14 protein-coding genes and 1 tRNA gene are annotated in these 15,590 nt (G+C 61.0%); all 15 read left to right on the top strand.

Annotation, left to right across the window (positions count from 1 at the left end; all coding sequences use genetic code 11):
- The first annotated feature begins 102 nt into the window (after positions 1-102).
- The 15 genes from A6A03_RS06900 (at position 103) to A6A03_RS06830 (ending at position 15,569) form a co-directional block, all read left to right on the top strand.
- Positions 103-1,221, top strand: coding sequence for a PstS family phosphate ABC transporter substrate-binding protein (locus tag A6A03_RS06900; RefSeq protein ID WP_066785426.1), 1,119 nt, complete (start codon positions 103-105; stop codon positions 1,219-1,221).
- 2 nt (positions 1,222-1,223) lie between these two features.
- The gene (locus A6A03_RS06895) at positions 1,224-2,882 is read left to right on the top strand and encodes a sensor histidine kinase (protein ID WP_066785424.1); all 1,659 of its coding nucleotides are present in this window, start codon (positions 1,224-1,226) and stop codon (positions 2,880-2,882) included.
- Positions 2,879-3,247 (top strand): response regulator, encoded by a 369-nt coding sequence (locus A6A03_RS06890; RefSeq protein WP_066785421.1) that lies wholly within the window; start codon positions 2,879-2,881, stop codon positions 3,245-3,247. The genes A6A03_RS06895 and A6A03_RS06890 overlap by 4 nt, the downstream gene beginning before the upstream one ends.
- Positions 3,248-3,419: 172 nt before the next feature.
- A complete protein-coding gene (locus A6A03_RS06885; RefSeq protein ID WP_245668871.1) occupies positions 3,420-4,199 on the top strand; it encodes a class I SAM-dependent methyltransferase in 780 nt (259 codons plus the stop codon).
- A 53-nt stretch (positions 4,200-4,252) separates the two neighbouring features.
- A tRNA-His gene (locus A6A03_RS06880) sits at positions 4,253-4,327 on the top strand.
- Between the two features lie 151 nt (positions 4,328-4,478).
- The gene (locus A6A03_RS06875) at positions 4,479-4,913 is read left to right on the top strand and encodes a hypothetical protein (protein ID WP_066785416.1); all 435 of its coding nucleotides are present in this window, start codon (positions 4,479-4,481) and stop codon (positions 4,911-4,913) included.
- Positions 4,914-5,595: 682 nt separating this feature from the next.
- Positions 5,596-6,090 carry an ASCH domain-containing protein gene (locus tag A6A03_RS06870; RefSeq protein ID WP_066785414.1) on the top strand — a complete coding sequence of 165 codons (495 nt, stop codon included), beginning with the start codon at positions 5,596-5,598 and terminating at the stop codon, positions 6,088-6,090.
- A gap of 183 nt (positions 6,091-6,273) precedes the next feature.
- Entirely contained in the window at positions 6,274-7,596 is a 1,323-nt protein-coding gene (locus A6A03_RS06865) for an NAD(P)/FAD-dependent oxidoreductase (protein WP_066785411.1), read from the top strand.
- A gap of 559 nt (positions 7,597-8,155) precedes the next feature.
- The gene (locus A6A03_RS06860) at positions 8,156-8,953 is read left to right on the top strand and encodes a double zinc ribbon and FHA domain-containing protein (protein ID WP_066785408.1); all 798 of its coding nucleotides are present in this window, start codon (positions 8,156-8,158) and stop codon (positions 8,951-8,953) included.
- A gap of 9 nt (positions 8,954-8,962) precedes the next feature.
- A complete protein-coding gene (locus A6A03_RS06855) occupies positions 8,963-9,922 on the top strand; it encodes a 2-dehydropantoate 2-reductase (protein ID WP_066785405.1) in 960 nt (319 codons plus the stop codon).
- A 12-nt stretch (positions 9,923-9,934) separates the two neighbouring features.
- Positions 9,935-11,065: a M24 family metallopeptidase gene (locus A6A03_RS06850; protein ID WP_245668870.1), complete on the top strand. Its 1,131-nt coding sequence runs from the start codon at positions 9,935-9,937 to the stop codon at positions 11,063-11,065.
- Positions 11,066-11,105: 40 nt separating this feature from the next.
- On the top strand, positions 11,106-12,194 hold the full coding sequence (locus A6A03_RS06845) for an STAS domain-containing protein (protein ID WP_066785398.1): 1,089 nt from the start codon (positions 11,106-11,108) through the stop codon (positions 12,192-12,194).
- 675 nt (positions 12,195-12,869) lie between these two features.
- Entirely contained in the window at positions 12,870-13,568 is a 699-nt protein-coding gene (locus A6A03_RS06840; RefSeq protein ID WP_066785394.1) for a histidine phosphatase family protein, read from the top strand.
- A 6-nt stretch (positions 13,569-13,574) separates the two neighbouring features.
- Positions 13,575-14,792, top strand: coding sequence for a bifunctional glutamate N-acetyltransferase/amino-acid acetyltransferase ArgJ (argJ, locus tag A6A03_RS06835; RefSeq protein ID WP_066785392.1), 1,218 nt, complete (start codon positions 13,575-13,577; stop codon positions 14,790-14,792).
- Positions 14,793-14,825: 33 nt separating this feature from the next.
- A complete protein-coding gene (locus tag A6A03_RS06830) occupies positions 14,826-15,569 on the top strand; it encodes a hypothetical protein (RefSeq protein WP_066785389.1) in 744 nt (247 codons plus the stop codon).
- Positions 15,570-15,590: the final 21 nt, after the last annotated feature.

The following is a 15,590-nucleotide window of genomic DNA, read 5'->3' as shown; positions in this document are numbered from 1 at the left end:
ATCTATTCTTAACCAATGACATTGCGTCGGAGGATTATAATAGATACGGTTAGGCAGCGTCGCTTGAACTTCACGGTATAAACACTCACTAGCTGCACCAATATGAACATCTGGCGGATTGCCGCTCTCAGCCTTGTCGCGCTGCTGCTTGTCGCCTGCGGTGGAACCACCGCCGCCTTGCCGTCGCCTACGCCGGTTCCATCACCTACGGCGCCACCCCCACCAAGCCCGCTGCCGGAACCGACGATACCGCCGTTCACGCCAACCCCGGCGCTCGCCTTGCCCAATACCAATCTGGCCGCACTGAAGGGCGAGATTAAGATCGATGGTTCCAGCACGGTCTTCCCGATTACGGAACAGGTAGCAATTGCGTTCAACGAACTCGCTCCCGACGTCACGATCCGGCTCGGCGTGAGTGGCACTGGCGGCGGATTTACCCGCTTTTGCGCCGGCGAGACCGATATTTCCAACGCCTCGCGTCCAATCAAGCAACGCGAGCTAGAAGCGTGTACTGCGAACGGGATTCAGTTTATCGAATTGCCAGTCGCGTTTGACGGCTTATCGGTGGTGGTGCATCCGCAAAATGACTGGGCGCAGTGCCTGACGGTCGCTGACCTCAAGCGGATGTGGGAGCCAGAGGCCGAGGGGCAGATCACGCGCTGGAACCAGATTCGCCCTGAGTGGCCCGACCAGCCGCTGCGCCTGTACGGGGCCGGGGCTGATTCGGGCACCTACGACTACTTTACCTCAGCGATTGTGGGGAAAGAAGGGGTGAGTCGCGGCGATTATACGGCCAGTGAAGACGACTATCTGCTGGCGCAGGACGTCGCAGCCGATCGGTTTGGTTTAGCCTTCTTTGGCTATGCCTATTACGTCGAGTATACTGGCCAGTTGCGGGCAGTGGCGATTGATAGCGGCACCGGTTGCGTGGCACCATCGGAAACCACGATCGCTGATGGCAGTTATCAACCGCTCTCGCGTCCCATTTTTATGTACGTGCGGGTTGACGCACTGGAACGGCCAGAAGTGCGCGCGTTCGTCGATGTGTATCTGCGCAATGGCGAACTCTTCGTCAATAAAGCGCGCTACATCCCACTGCCGGCCAGAGCGTATGAATTGGCTATCCGGCGGGTAGAACGCCGGATCACCGGTTCGGTCTTTGCCGGCGGCTCGCAAGTAGGTCTATCCATCGAGCAACTGTTACAGCTAGAGGACCGCTAGCGATGCGTTTTCCGATCCGGGCCAAATTGTTGGGCACACTGGCCATCGACCTGCTGTTGATGATGGTGCTTGGCTTTTTTGCCACTCACCAAATGGCCACAATGAACGAGCGTGCCGTCTTTATCGAGCGCCATACGATCCCCTCGCTCGATACCGTTGGCGATATGACGGCCGCAATTAACCGTTATCGCGCCCGGCAACTAGAATTTTTGATCTACACCAATAATGGCGATCGGAGCCGCATCCTCGATCAGATGCGCGCCATCGAAGCCGAGATGGCCGGTTATTTCCGTGCTTATCGCCCGCTGGTCGGTTCAGACACCGAACGGATCAAGCTTGATGCGGTTGAGGCGGCATGGCAAGAGGTGGTACGCACGAACCACGAACGCTTCGTGCCGGCGGTGCGCTTGGCCAGTGATGGCAGTGTGCAACCCTTTTATTCGCGGATGAACCCGTTCTACGACGCACTTGATCGGGCGATGGCCGAATTGGTGCGCGAAAACCAACAACAGGCCCAAGCATCGCTGGAAGTGGTTGCTGCGAGCTACGATACGGCGCGCACCTTTATTATGATCGATACCGTGGTCGCCGTCATTATCTCAGCGGCAATCGGTCTGTTCCTCTCGGCCCGGATTGCGCGCCGGCTGCGGCGGTTGGCGCACGCTGCCGGTCGGGTTTCGGCGGGTGATTTTGTTGGCTCGATCAATGAACGAACCCGTGATGAAATTGGTGATTTGGCGCGCGCGTTTGATCAGATGCTCGCCAGTTTGCGCGCCCAACGCGCTGAGCTAGAAGAGCGCAATCGCGCGTTGCAAGCCAGCCTTATCCGCCAAGAACAATTGATGGAGGAGGTTATTCGCGGTAAGCAAGCCGAAGCCGAAGCCGAACGAGCGCGCGCGGCGGCGGAAGCGGCCAGCCAAGCCAAGAGCACCTTCGTGGCCACGATGAGCCACGAATTGCGTACCCCGCTTAATGCTATTCTCGGTTATGCCCAGTTATTGCATCTCAATAAGTCTGTTCCTGAACCCCATGCCGTGTATGTCGATCGAATCCTTGCTTCTGGACGCCATTTGCTGGCGTTGATCAGCGATGTGCTCGATTTTGCCCGGATTGAGCAAGGGGCGCTCGATCTCGAATACAGTCACGTTGAGGTACCCGCACTCGTTGATGAGTTAGTGGCAATGACGCTGCCATTAGCGCAACGCAACCATAATCAGCTTATTGCCCACTGCCCGCCTGATCTTGGCACTATCGAAACGGACAGCCGCCGGTTGCGGCAAGTGTTGATTAATCTGCTCGGCAATGCCGCCAAGTTTACCGAAGACGGCGTCATCCGGCTGGAAGCGGCGGCTGAACAACGCCATGGCGTTGACGGCGTTCGCTTTGCCGTGATCGATACCGGGATCGGGATCCCACGCGAGAAACAACCAAAACTCTTTCAGCCATTCAGCCAACTTGACGAATCGGTCACGCGCCGCTACCAAGGCACCGGTCTTGGGTTGGCGCTCACCAAACAGATCGTGCAAGCCCTCGGCGGCACGATCGAGGTCGAAAGCGACGCTGGGATCGGTTCAACCTTTACGGTCTGGATTCCGGCGGTGCCCGCGGTTAAACCGGATTCTTCATTGCCAGAACCGCACGTGGTAGGAGACCCTGTATGAGTTTCATTCTCATTGTCGATGACAATTTCGATAATCGTCACATCATTGGCCAGATGCTCAGTTTTAGCGGCTTTGCCGTTGAGTTAGCATCAGACGCGCAGACAGCGCTCGATATTGCCCGGCAGCGCCGGCCAAGCCTGATTTTGATGGATTTGTCAATGCCCGGCCTCGATGGTTGGACAGCGACCGAATATGTGAAACGTGATCCCCATCTGCATGATGTTCCGGTCGTTGCGGTGAGCGGCCATGTGACGCGCAACGACATCGAACGGGCCAAACGCGCCGGGTGCAATGAGTTTTTGCCCAAACCGATCGATTACGAGCACCTGATCAAAATTGCGCAGCGGTACACCCGCAAGAATTAACGCGCTATCGAGACGTAGCCCTCATTCCTCTGCCCTCTTCTCACTGTACGGGAGAAGGGGGCAGGCGTTTTGCGATTGGCCATTGCTCTTCCGGTAGCGCCAAATTCGGGGTACTATACTTAGTATGGATCACAACGTATTACCCCTCATCACGTGCCCGAGCCACCGCGAGATGGTGCTGACCGTAGACCAGATCGATCGCGAGGTGGCCGGGATGATCGAAACGGGCCGGTTGCGCTGCCCGCAATGCGCAACCGCATACCCGATTACCGAAGGCATTCTCGATCTGCTCGGCCAGCAATGGCCGGGCAGTATCGCCCAATTCGTCAATGTCTTGCCACCGGCGGCATGGGCCTACGAACGGACGTGGCGGCCACTGGCGCTGAGTATGCTCAGTGGCGAGCAGTTTCCGCTCGAACGCGAGCTGGCGTTGATCACCGAGCTGGCCGGCGTCGATCGGGGTGGGTTGATGATCGATGTTGGCTGTAGCAATGGCCTGTACGCGCGGGCGCTGGAGCAGGCCCGCCGCCGGAGCGGTGCGAGCGGATCGGTGGTCGGGATCGACCTCAGCCTGCCGATGCTGAAAGAGGCGCGCCAACGGGCACAGCGCGAGGGTCTGCGCATCAGTTTCATTCGGGCCAGTGCGCAGGCGCTGCCGTTCGCTGCCGGCACGGCCAGCGTACTGGCGATGGGTGGTTCGCTCAACGAGATTGGTGATATTCCGGCGGCATTAACCGAATGGCGCAGGCTGTTAGCGCCGCGGGGCAGGGGGGTGATGATGAGTCTGGCTGCCGCCGATAACCCGCCGGGCCGCGCCTTCCAGCAATTCTTGGGGGTAGGCGGACTACAATTTCCTACAGTTGCTGAACTGAACCGGCACTTTGCGAACGCCGGTCTGCGTCTGCGCGCCCAATGGCAATACGGGATCGTCGTATTTAGCGTGGTGCAGTGAGCTGTCGATTTGACGATTCGGCATAATTGTGCTATATTCAGACTCGCTGCGCGGTGCCTGTAGCTCAATGGCAGAGCGCCTGACTGTGGATCAGGAAGTTGTGGGTTCGAGCCCCATCAGGCACCCCACCAAGAAGCCTCACTGAGGCTTCTTTTTTTATTGCGCACGAATGCCCCTCCCCCTATGTAGCACACGCACCCATTCCCCAGCGGCAATGCACTTTCATTTGAAACGTTGTACAATATCGTTATCAATTCCACAACCATTCTGAGTAGAACTATGGCCAAGGTCATCCTTCAGATCGGCGCGAGCCGGATCGTGTTAATGGATTCCATTTCGTATGTAGACGAGAGCGATCGCGGCGCATTTGTGGTGAGCGGTTCGCACGGCGGCACAAGCTCGGCGCGCTATGCGCTGGCGGTACCACTGGCCGGCGTGGTCTTTAACGATGCCGGGATTGGCAAAGACAACGCCGGTATCGCTGGCCTTGCGATGCTCGATGCCCAGCGCATTCCAGCGCTGGCAGTGGCCCATACCTCGGCCCGCATTGGCGACGCTGCCGACACGTGGGAGCACGGTATCATCAGCGCCTGCAATGTGAGCGCGGCGGTACGTGGGGTGCGCGTGGGAATGGCAGTGCGCGAAGCAGCCGCATTGGTGTTGCGGGAAGGTGGTTTTTTGACCGCAGCGGGCGCTGAGGATGCAGAGGGGTAATAGCCACGAAAAGACACAAAAGGAAGATGTTGCGTCTTTTGTGTCGCTTTGTGGCTATTCCTTCCCCCCTCTCTGCCGGGGTTGAGGGGCGGCCAGCTATGGAGTGCGGCAGTTTGACTGCCGCACTCCACAGCCGGCAAGCGGGGGCGATGCCGTAAAGACGCAACGCACGCCAAGGCGCAACGACGGTACACGCCAAGACGCGAAAGGCGCGCAGGGTCGCAGCGGGTTGGGAAGGGGAGGTGCAAGGACGGGCGGAACATGGGATTCGGAACCCGGACTCTGAAGGGCGAGGCTAGGGTGACGAAACCCGCTTGCCGATTGTCATTGCGAGGGAGTGACGGCACCCTGCCACGCTGGGAGCCGCCCAATCGAAGCAATCTCCCACCTCAGCGAGAACGATGCCTGAGCGGAGTTCCGTTCGCGCTCGTGGGGGATTGCTTCGCTGCGGGACAGCGCGTTGCGCTGCCTCTCCGCTCGTAATGACAGTGGGAGAGAGGCCGGAATCCAGTGACGCAACCCGCGGCGCGGGCCGGCGGCCCTCAACCCCCGGCCCCCGCTCGCGCCGTGAGGCGGGAGCGGGGAAGCCGTTGCGAGAGCGGGAAAGGCATTGCGGGCGCTTCCTGCGTGCTTGTTTGTGTCTTTTTGTGGCAATGATCCTAACCGCTCAAGTGTAAGGCGCATGAAGACGAACATACCGCCAACAGTCTGGCAAGCCATGCTCTCAGCCACCATTGCCCACCCGGCTTGGCACGAGCGGTTGCAAGCGTGGCGCGAAGGGCGCAGCGCGGCCACCCTTCACCTTGCCATCTTGCGCGAGCCGTACTTGAGCCGCATCCTTGCCGGGTGCAAGCGGATCGAGAGCCGGTTTGGGCGCGACCGGCGGGCGCCGTTTGGGCAAGTGAAGACCGGCGATCTCGTGCTGCTCAAGCGGGCTGGCGGCCCGCTGGCTGGGTTAGCGCTGGTGACGGATGCGATCAGCCGGGCGATAACCCCAACTGAGATGGACGAACTCCGTGCGGCTTACGCCGCTGAGCTAGCCATTGACGACCCGCAATTTTGGACGCTTCACGCCCAAGATCGTTATGTCACGTTGATCTGGCTCGCCGGTATCTACCCGCTGCCGGCCATTCCTTTTCCCCGGCGCGACCGGCGCGGGTGGGTCGTGATCGGTTAGGATTGCCCCTCTGCACAAGGCGCGAAGAGCGTGGGGCGCCAGTTTCTCATTGTCTCCTCACATCCACTCGCGCCGCTATTCCGTTATGTTTAGCGAGACCGATGCTCTCCACCTTGTGACCGATTGACGGCCAATGCCAGCCGTGCTATATTGTGAATAATTTCACTAGAAAGGAGGCGGGCAATGGCTTCGCCACAATTAACAACCTCTCCCTCCCAACCGGCCCGCCCGCGAGTTGTGATCGTCGGCGCGGGTTTTGGCGGTCTCGCTGCGGTACGAGCGCTCGCCAAAGCGCCGGTAGAGGTGCTCTTGATCAATCGCACCAATTACCACGGCTTTTGGCCGCTGCTCTATCAAGTTGCCACCGCCGGTCTCGAACCAGAGTCGATCGCGTATCCGGTGCGCGCTATCTTGCGCCGCTACCGCAATGCCAGCTTCTTGCTGGCCGAAGTCACCGGGGTTGATTTCGCGCGGCGTCTGGTGCAGACCAGTGCCGGCCCTGTCAGCTATGACTATCTCATCCTCGCCGCTGGCAGCACGACCAATTTCTTTGGTAACGATCAGATCGCGCGCTATACGATGGGAATGAAGGATTTGAACGAAGCGCAGCGGCTGCGTAACCACGTGCTGTTGTGCTGCGAGCATGCCGCCGCCGAGAGCGATCCGATTCGGCGCGCGGCGCTGCTCACCTTTGCCGTAGTCGGCGGCGGGCCGACCGGGGTCGAGTTAGCTGGCGCGTTTGTCGAGCTGATCCGGCACGTGATTCGCCACGACTACCCGATGCTCGATGTGCAGCAGGCAAGAGTGGTGTTGATCGAAGCGACCAGCCACATTCTTGCCTCCTTCCCTGCATCGTTGCAGCGCGCGGCCTTGCAACGCTTGCAGCAGATGGGAGTCGAAGTGCGGTTGAATACACCGGTGGCCGGGGCCGATCCGCATGGGTTATCCTTCCGTGACGGTTCACGGTTAGACGCCGAGACCGTGGTGTGGGCAGCGGGAGTGCGCGGCGCACCGCTGGCCGATGCGCTCGGTGTGGCGCTAGGGCGCGGGGCGCGGGTCGTGGTGACGCCGGAACTGACCTTGCCGGATGATCGGCGGGTGTTTGTGATTGGCGATATGGCCTATCTCGAAGGCTATCGGCCCGGCGTAGCCTACCCGATGGTAGCGCCAGTAGCGATCCAGATGGGCGAACAGGCGGCGCGGAATATCATTGCGCAGATCAACGATCAGCCAATGCAACCATTTCGCTACGTTGACAAAGGCCAGATGGCAACCATCGGGCGCAGCGCCGCGGTGCTCGATGCGTTTGGCATCCGGCTGAGCGGGTGGCCAGCGTGGGCCGGTTGGCTGTTCGTGCATTTGATGGCGCTGGTCGGCTTTCGCAACCGGGCATTGGTGTTGTTGAATTGGGCCTATAGCTATTTCACCTACGATCGCGGCGTGCGGCTGATCTTTGGGGTAGGGGCGGAAGAGCAAACCGTTGCGGAAGCAGTATTGCGCGACTGATCCCGCAGCTTGTATGGAGTGCGGCAGTTTGACTGCCGCACTCCATACGTTTTGCGTGTTAGGTTGGTGCGCAGCGAGCTGGGGTAGCCATCCATAATGCCTTGAGCGACCGATCTCGCTGTCGGAGGAGATTGCTTCGCCGCCTCCGGCGGCTCGCAATGACAACAGGAAAGCGGGGGATTGCGTCGCCGCGCGCGGGCAGCGCATCGCTCTGCCCATACCGCGCGGCTCGCAAGGACAGAAAGGGAGCGCGGGGGGATGTGGCCCCCACCCCAGCCCTCCCCCGCTGGGGGAGGGAGTCACCGGGACGGGTGCCTGAGCGGGTGGTTCCCGTGCTCGCGGGGGATTGCGTCGCCGCGCGCGGGCAGCGCATCGCTCTGCCCATACCGCGCGGCTCGCAAGGACAACAGGGAGTTGGCGCAAACCACGATCGCTCATCTTATGCTATAGTGTTCTCATCAGCAACGCTATCGGAATGGCATGCATTTAGGACTGCAACCTCAGTGACGCAACACTAGTCATATCTCGCAAACAGTCGCTCAGCAGATGGAGGAGAGCCATGCCATTCTGCCCGCAGTGTGGAGTATCTAACCCTGATAGCGCTCGCTTTTGCGATCAGTGCGGCGCGCAGTTGATTCCAGTGCCGGCGCGCGCGCCAGCGCCGGCGTCTGCACCCAAACCGGCCCCGCCGATGAGTGGGCCGGTGAGCGCCGGTCCGACCAGTTGCCCGCAGTGTGGATCGGGGGTGATTCCGGGGGAAGCCTTTTGCGATAATTGTGGCGCGCCGTTATTTCAAGCATCACCGGTCGCCGCAGCGCCTGCGCCGGATCTCCCCTTCCCCGGCGCGCCGCCGCAGCCGGTCTATCCTCCGCCGCAACCGGTGACGATGCAACCAGCCACACCGCCGCCGGCAGCGATTCCCGCAGCGCCACCTCCACGCCCAACACCACCGCCAGCGCCGGCAGCACCACCGCCACCGCGTCCGGCGCCACCGCCAGCGCCAGCAACACCACCGCCACCGGTGCGCAGTTCGTTGGCTGGGGTGCGGTTGCGGCTGGCTGATGGCACTGTGCTCCTCTTGCCAGCGGCAGCGCAGGCGCTGATTGGGCGGGCCGATCCGGTGAGCAACTTCTACCCTGATATCGACCTGACTCCACACGGCGGCCTCGAACGCGGCGTAGGCCGCCGGCACGGACGGTTCTTCGTCCAGCAGGGGCAGGTCTATTACGAAGACCTTGATAGCACGAACGGCAGTTTTGCCGGCGGGCGGAAACTGTTGCCGCGCCAACCCCAGCCGGTGCGGCACGGCGAGGAATTGCGGCTGGGAACGTTGTCGCTCATTGTTGAATTGCAATAGCTGAGACCTATGACTACTGTTGAACCTATGCGCATTGCGATTGCCGGCGTTGGCGGCGTTGGCGGCTATTTCGGCGGACGTTTGGCGCAGGCCGGGCACGACGTTTTTTTCATTGCCCGCGGCGAGCATTTGGCGGCGATGCAGCAGCACGGGTTGCGCGTGCGCAGCATTGCCGGCGATTTTACCTTGCCCGAAGTGAAAGCAACCGATCATCCGGCTGAGGTGGGGCCGGTCGATCTGGTGATTGTCGCGGTGAAAGGCTGGCAGGTGCGCGAAGTGGCTGAAATGATCCGCCCGCTGATTGGCCCTGACACGGCGGTGCTGCCGCTGCTGAATGGCGTTGACGCGCCTAACGAGCTGGCCGAAGTGCTCGGTCGTGAACACGCCTTGGCCGGTCTGTGCCGGATCATTGCGTATCGCGAAGCGCCGGGGGTGATTGTTCACGCCGGCGTTAACCCGACCTCGATCGATTTTGGCGAACTCGATAACCGGCAGACGCCGCGCTTGTTGCGTATCAAGGCAGCGTTTGAGAGCGCCGGCATTCGCGGCAACCTGCCCGCTGATATTCATGTCGCAATGTGGCAGAAATTTATGTTAATCTGCGCGTGGAGCGGCTTTGGTGCCACAACGCGCGCCCCGATTGGGGTGTGGCGGTCATTGCCAGAGACGCGCCCGCTAGTTGAGCGCTGCCTGCAAGAGGTCGTTGATGTTGCCCATGCGCGCGGAATCGCGCTGCCTGATGACGCAGTGCCAAATATGATGGCCTTTATCGATAGTATGCCTTACGAAGGCACCGCGTCGCTGCAACGTGACATCATCGCCGGCAGACCGTCTGAATTGGCGAGCCAGAATGGAGCGTTGGTACGGCTGGCCCGTGAAGTGGGGGTGCCGGTTCCGGTCAACGAGATGCTCTATGCACTCTTGTTGCCGCAAGAGTTGGCGGCCCGCGGCCAGTTGCCGCGATTCTGAGCGAGGGAGGCCATGATGCCAGCACGTCTCGAACGGTTGATCGACCGCCTCGCGGCAGGCGGGTGGGCCGGCGCGGCCTTGATGCCGGCCACCAATCTCGCCTATCTGACCGGCTTGCAATTTCACCCCGGCAAGCGATTGACCCTGCTGCTGATCCCGGCCAGCGGCGCTCAGCCGGTGATGGTTGTGCCGCAGCTTGAATTGGAGCGGGTGCGCGCAGCAGCGCCGTTTGCGATGCAATATGTGGCATGGAGCGATGCTGAAGGGCCGCTGCGGGCACTCGCCGCGGGCATGGAAGCGGCGTTTGGCTCCGGCGCGCTGGCCAAGCCGCTGGCGGTTGAGCATACGGTGATGCGGGTGATGGAGCTGCGCGCGCTAGAGACAGTCGCCCCCGGTTTGCAGACTGGCGACGTTGACCCGTTGCTGAGCGAGCTGCGCATGGTCAAAGACGCTGAAGAGTTGGCGTTGATGGAACGGGCAGTCGCGATCGTCGAGCAGGCCTTGCACGCCTTCATCGCGCAGGTGCGTCCCGGCCTCAGCGAACGCGCGCTGTCGCGGATGCTGAGCGACGCGATCATAGCGGCAGGAGCCGACAGCGAAAGCTTTGCCAATATGGTAGCGAGTGGGCCAAACGCGGCTAACCCGCATCACGAAAACAGCGACCGGCTCTTGCAACCCGGCGATCTGGTCATCATCGATTGTGGCGCCGTCTATCACGGTTATCACTCTGATATTACCCGCACGATTGCTATCGGTGAGCCAGAACCAGCAGCGCGCCACGTCTACGAGATTGTGCTAGCGGCTAATGCCGCTGGCCGCGCTGCGGCCCGCCCCGGCGCCAGCGGCGCGGAGATTGACGCCGCTGCGCGCACCGTGATCGAGGCCGCCGGCTACGGCGCGGCGTTTGTCCACCGCACCGGCCATGGGCTTGGCCGCGAAACCCACGAATTACCGAATATCGTCGCTGGCAGCGATACGCCGCTGTTACCGGGTACAACCTTCACCGTCGAACCGGGCATCTACCTGCCGGGCCGGTTTGGCGTGCGGATCGAAGATGACGTGGTGATTACCGCCGAAGGCAGCCGGTCGTTGACCAGTTTCCCGCGCGAGTTGATTGTGGTAGAAGCTGGATCGCTCCCATGAAATTACCAGCGCGGAGTGATCTTTAGTGGGGGGAATCGTTATGACAGTTTGGCTCGGAGCGGTTTCGCGCGGCAGCCAACCCTTGCACCAATTTCTGATCTGGGCCGTCGTAGCTACGAGCATTGCCATTGTGGTGTTTCTTGTTGCTGGTGCATTCTTTGAACTGACACAACTCTTTATCCTTGCGGCTGGCGGCGGGGTCTTCCTAGCAGCGCAACTCGGTTCACTTTGGCTCAACCGGCAGGGAAAAGTCAAAACCGCTGTCTACCTCATGTGCGGGATTATTGCTGCCTATGCCCTGCTCATCACAATCGTTACGCCAGAACTGCTCGTGATCTCCATCTTTGGGCCCATTATGATTATCGCGCTGGCTAAACCATACCTTGATCGGCGAGTACCGCGCGTCATGAGCATGAGCGCCATCGGGTTGACCTTGATCATTGTCTCGCTTGGCGTCTACCTTCGCCCGCTCACTCCTATTGCTATCGAACTGATCGGCCTGCCAACCATTCTCATTACCACGTTAGTAGTAGCTATTATTCTGCTGCTCCTGTGGCAAAACTATATCCGTTTAGAAACCGCGTTGCAGCAGAGCGAACAAGCTAACGCCGAGTTGCAGCAGATCAAGCAAGGACTCGAACAGCAAGTCGCCCAACGCACCAACGATTTGCGCCAGACGGTCAACAAACTTGAAGCGCAATTTTACGAGCAGTCACGGATGCGCGCCGCCCTCGAACAACAGCGCGAAGTCATCCGCAACCTAAGTGTGCCGATTCTGCCGGTGACGGATCATATTTTAGTCATGCCGCTCATCGGTGAGCTTGATCGCCAACGGCTTGAAGACATCAATCAACAGGCGCTTGACGCTATCGATCAATGGCGCGCGCAGATGCTGTTGATCGATATTACCGGCGTGCCGGTTGTTGATGAAGCGGTTGCCAAAGGCGTGATCGCTATCGTCCAAGCGGCGCGTCTGCTTGGCGCACAGGTCTGCCTCATCGGCATCCGCCCGGAAGTGGCCCAAGCACTTGTAGCAGTGAATATTGATTTGCAAGGTATCCAGAGCTTTGCCACCCTCCAAGATGCGTTGGCGCGCGCGTTGCCGGCGGCGAAGGCAAGGGGGGCGTAGCGGCGCAGCCATCGCCCGCTGCGCGGGATGAATAGCCACAAAAAGCCACAAAAAGCCACAAAAACTATGCGATCGTTTGTGTCGTTTGGGTATCTTCGCGGCGCTTCCCCATCCCGGCCCTGAAGGACAGGCTACAATGACGAGGCCCGCTACGCGGGCTGCCAACGCAACGCCGCAAAGGGTGCAAAGGCGCAGAGAACGCAGAGAGCGCAAAGGTTTTTGGGGAAAGCGCCGCACCCCGGTTGTCATTGCGAGCGGAGCGCAGCGAAGCGAAGCAATCCCCCGCGAGCACGCGAGCGGAACCTTTCCGCTGAAGGGGGAGATTGCTTTGGGTCTCCCCGCCCGCGCACTGACAAGGGAATACCCGCGCACTGACAGACCCGTCCGCGCACAATGCCAGCTAGAAACCCTTTGCGCCCCCGCGCCGGCTGTGGTATACTGCGCGAGCATAGTTGCAGGCAAGGAGACGATGATCGCAATGGATACGATGGTTCTGCCCAACACCTACCGCAGCCACCCGGTGGTTCATCGTCGCCGTCGTCGTTGCCGTCGCCAGCCCATTGCGCGATCTGGCTAGCCGCGCCTGCACTTCTGTACGAGATGTTCTCAGGCCAGCACTGCCAGCGCGCAGGCTGGCTTCTTCTATGTATTCGCATCAAGCCAGCGCAGGGAGTTATGACGCACTTATATCTGATCCGTCACGGGGAAGCCGTCGCGAATGTTCAGCCGATTGTGGCCGGGATGCGCGGCGATGCTGGGTTGACGCCGCGCGGCATTGCGCAGGCCGAACGGTTGCGTGATCGCCTTGCTACCAGCGGCGAGATTAAGGCCGATGTCTTGATCTCGTCGACCTTGCCGCGCGCCCGCCAGACCGCCGAGATTATCCAACCCGCGTTGGGCCTGCCGATCATCTTTGATGATGAGGTGCAAGAGCTGCGCGTCGGCGAGGCTGATGGCATGCCGAATCACGAGGCTTGGGCGCTGTTTGGGGTGCCCGATTTCGACCGTTACCCGCTGCGCCCGATCGCTCCCGGCGGCGAGAGCTGGGGGGATTTTGCCCTGCGCGTGAGCCGCGCGCTCACACGCATTACTGCCGAGCACGAGGGCAAGACGATTGTGGTGGTCTGTCACGGCGGTGTGATTGACTGCTCGTTCATTCACTTCTTCCGCATGCCGAGTCTGGTGGTGCCGCCAACCGACTTTCATACCCGCAATACCAGCATCACGTGGTGGGAACGGGTGGAACGGCGGAACCAGCAGCTCTGGCGGCTCAATGCCTATAACGACATCGCTCATTTGCAGGGGATCGGCGCGGTCGAGTCGGTGCGTTGGGAAGACACGCATCCCGCTTCGCCGGTGCCAACCGAGGAGTAGCGCGGTATGATCAGCTTTCTCGCCGATGGACACGTCGCTAGCCCGCGCGGCTGGCGGGCCGCTGTGGCCGCATGCGGTATCAAGTACGCAAACCGCGACGATTTGGCGCTGGTGGTGAGCGATTATCCAGCCACAGCAGCGGCGGTTTTTACCACCAACGCTGTGAAAGCGGCGCCGGTGCTGTACGATATGGCGTTGATGGCGCAGGGCGGTGATTTGCGCGCCGTGGTGATTAACGCTGGCAACGCCAACGCCTGCACCGGCGTCGATGGTGATGCGGCTGCCGTGGCGATGGCCCGCGCCGTCGAGCAGGCACTCGACCTGCCGCCTAACAGCGTTTTTGTTATGTCAACTGGAACCATCGGCGTACCGATGCCAGTGGACAAGATCACCCGCGGGATCGCCGAGGCAGCGACCCGCCTCAGTCCCGATCACGGCTTGGCCGTGGCGCGCGCGATTATGACCACCGATACCCGGCCTAAGCATTGCGCCGTTACGGTGACGTTGCCCGATGGGAACGTGATCACGATTGGCGGGATGGCGAAGGGCGCGGGGATGATCCACCCGAATATGGCGACGATGCTGGCCGTGGTGACAACCGACGCCGCGGTGCCGCGCGATGTGCTTGATGCGGCGATGCGGCAGGTGCTTGAGGTGAGCTTTAACAGTATCAGCATCGATGGCGACACCAGCACCAACGACACGTTGCTGGTGATGGCCAACGGTGTGAGCGGTGCGCCGCCGATCACCGATCTGGCTTCACCCGCCGGCGCTGCCTTTATAGCCGGCCTCACTGCGGTGTGCCAGCACCTTGCCCACGCGATTGTGCGCGATGGCGAAGGTGCGACTCGGTTTGTCACCATCACAGTGCGCGGCGCCGTCAACAACGCTGAGGCTAAGCAAGCGGCGATGACGATTGCCCGCTCGCCACTGGTCAAGACGGCGCTGTTCGGGGCCGATCCGAACTGGGGGAGGGTGCTGTGCGCGATTGGCTACTCTGGGGTAACGGTTGACCCCAACCGGGTGGTGTTGCACTTCGGCGGCATGCGGGTGCTGGAAAACGGTCTGCCGCTGCCGTTCGACGAGAAGGCGGCGCATAAGCTGCTCGATGTGCCCGACATTACGATTGACGCCGATCTTGGTCTCGGCGACGGGAGCGCCACGGTCTGGACGTGCGATTTTAGCTACGATTACGTGCGGATCAATGCCGAATACCGGACGTGACCATCCCGTGGATCGGGACAGAGGTTGATAGCTATGGATCGCACTGCGCGCCAACAACTTGCCCGTGAGCTGTGCCAGCGCCTCGCCGCGCAGCCGGGAACGGTCGTGGTGGTGGCGGGGATGATTGAACCGCCTGCACCGCTGACCGATTTCGATCCGCTTGAGGTGCTGGCAGTGGTTGAGAGCGCCGTCATGCGCCCCCAGCACAGCTTCATCGTGCAGAATCTGCCGGTGACGATCCATACCATTGCCGCGGCGGAACTCACGGCAGTCGTGCGCGCACCTGACCTACGCTGGCCGCAGTGGCTGGGTTGGTTGGCGACCTTGCAGCCGCTGATCGGCGATGGTCACAAGGTCAGCGAATGGCTGGCGCAGGCCGGCGCCGTGGCCGAACTCGATTTCTACCGCAGCATCTTGCCGCATCTGCCGCAACTAGTATTCAGCATTTACGGAGAACTCCGCGCCGCTGCCGCGCGCCGCCACGAGCGCGATGCGGTCTTGCTGGCGCCGGCATTGCTTACCGAGCTGCACACTGCGCTCTGTTTGATCAACCGGCGCTGGCCGGCCCAGCGCCGCTTCGCCGGCATCACGGAAAGTTTTTCGTTCCCGTTGCAGCCGCGCGATTGGCCGCAACTGGCCGAAGAGTTGCTCAATGCGCATCAGCTCGACGAGATTGTGCGGGTGGCCGGCACGCTCGTCGCTAACTACTGGCAATTGCTGGTACGGTGCAGTTTGACCATTGAATCTCATCAGACCACAGCAACCGCACCTTTGTGATCCGAATGGAGGAGTAGCGTC

Source organism: Chloroflexus islandicus, from assembly GCF_001650695.1.
Lineage (GTDB): Bacteria > Chloroflexota > Chloroflexia > Chloroflexales > Chloroflexaceae > Chloroflexus > Chloroflexus islandicus.
This window is presented reverse-complemented; position numbering and strand designations above follow the sequence as displayed.

Coding starts and splice junctions, on each gene's coding strand:
- A6A03_RS06870 (WP_066785414.1), top strand. CDS start 5,596: ATGAAGACGAACATACCGCCAACAGTCTGGCAAGCCATGCTCTCAGCC.
- A6A03_RS06875 (WP_066785416.1), top strand. CDS start 4,479: ATGGCCAAGGTCATCCTTCAGATCGGCGCGAGCCGGATCGTGTTAATG.
- A6A03_RS06865 (WP_066785411.1), top strand. CDS start 6,274: ATGGCTTCGCCACAATTAACAACCTCTCCCTCCCAACCGGCCCGCCCG.
- argJ (WP_066785392.1), top strand. CDS start 13,575: ATGATCAGCTTTCTCGCCGATGGACACGTCGCTAGCCCGCGCGGCTGG.
- A6A03_RS06855 (WP_066785405.1), top strand. CDS start 8,963: ATGACTACTGTTGAACCTATGCGCATTGCGATTGCCGGCGTTGGCGGC.
- A6A03_RS06885 (WP_245668871.1), top strand. CDS start 3,420: ATGGTGCTGACCGTAGACCAGATCGATCGCGAGGTGGCCGGGATGATC.
- A6A03_RS06830 (WP_066785389.1), top strand. CDS start 14,826: ATGGATCGCACTGCGCGCCAACAACTTGCCCGTGAGCTGTGCCAGCGC.
- A6A03_RS06850 (WP_245668870.1), top strand. CDS start 9,935: ATGATGCCAGCACGTCTCGAACGGTTGATCGACCGCCTCGCGGCAGGC.
- A6A03_RS06890 (WP_066785421.1), top strand. CDS start 2,879: ATGAGTTTCATTCTCATTGTCGATGACAATTTCGATAATCGTCACATC.
- A6A03_RS06860 (WP_066785408.1), top strand. CDS start 8,156: ATGCCATTCTGCCCGCAGTGTGGAGTATCTAACCCTGATAGCGCTCGC.
- A6A03_RS06845 (WP_066785398.1), top strand. CDS start 11,106: ATGACAGTTTGGCTCGGAGCGGTTTCGCGCGGCAGCCAACCCTTGCAC.
- A6A03_RS06840 (WP_066785394.1), top strand. CDS start 12,870: ATGACGCACTTATATCTGATCCGTCACGGGGAAGCCGTCGCGAATGTT.
- A6A03_RS06900 (WP_066785426.1), top strand. CDS start 103: ATGAACATCTGGCGGATTGCCGCTCTCAGCCTTGTCGCGCTGCTGCTT.
- A6A03_RS06895 (WP_066785424.1), top strand. CDS start 1,224: ATGCGTTTTCCGATCCGGGCCAAATTGTTGGGCACACTGGCCATCGAC.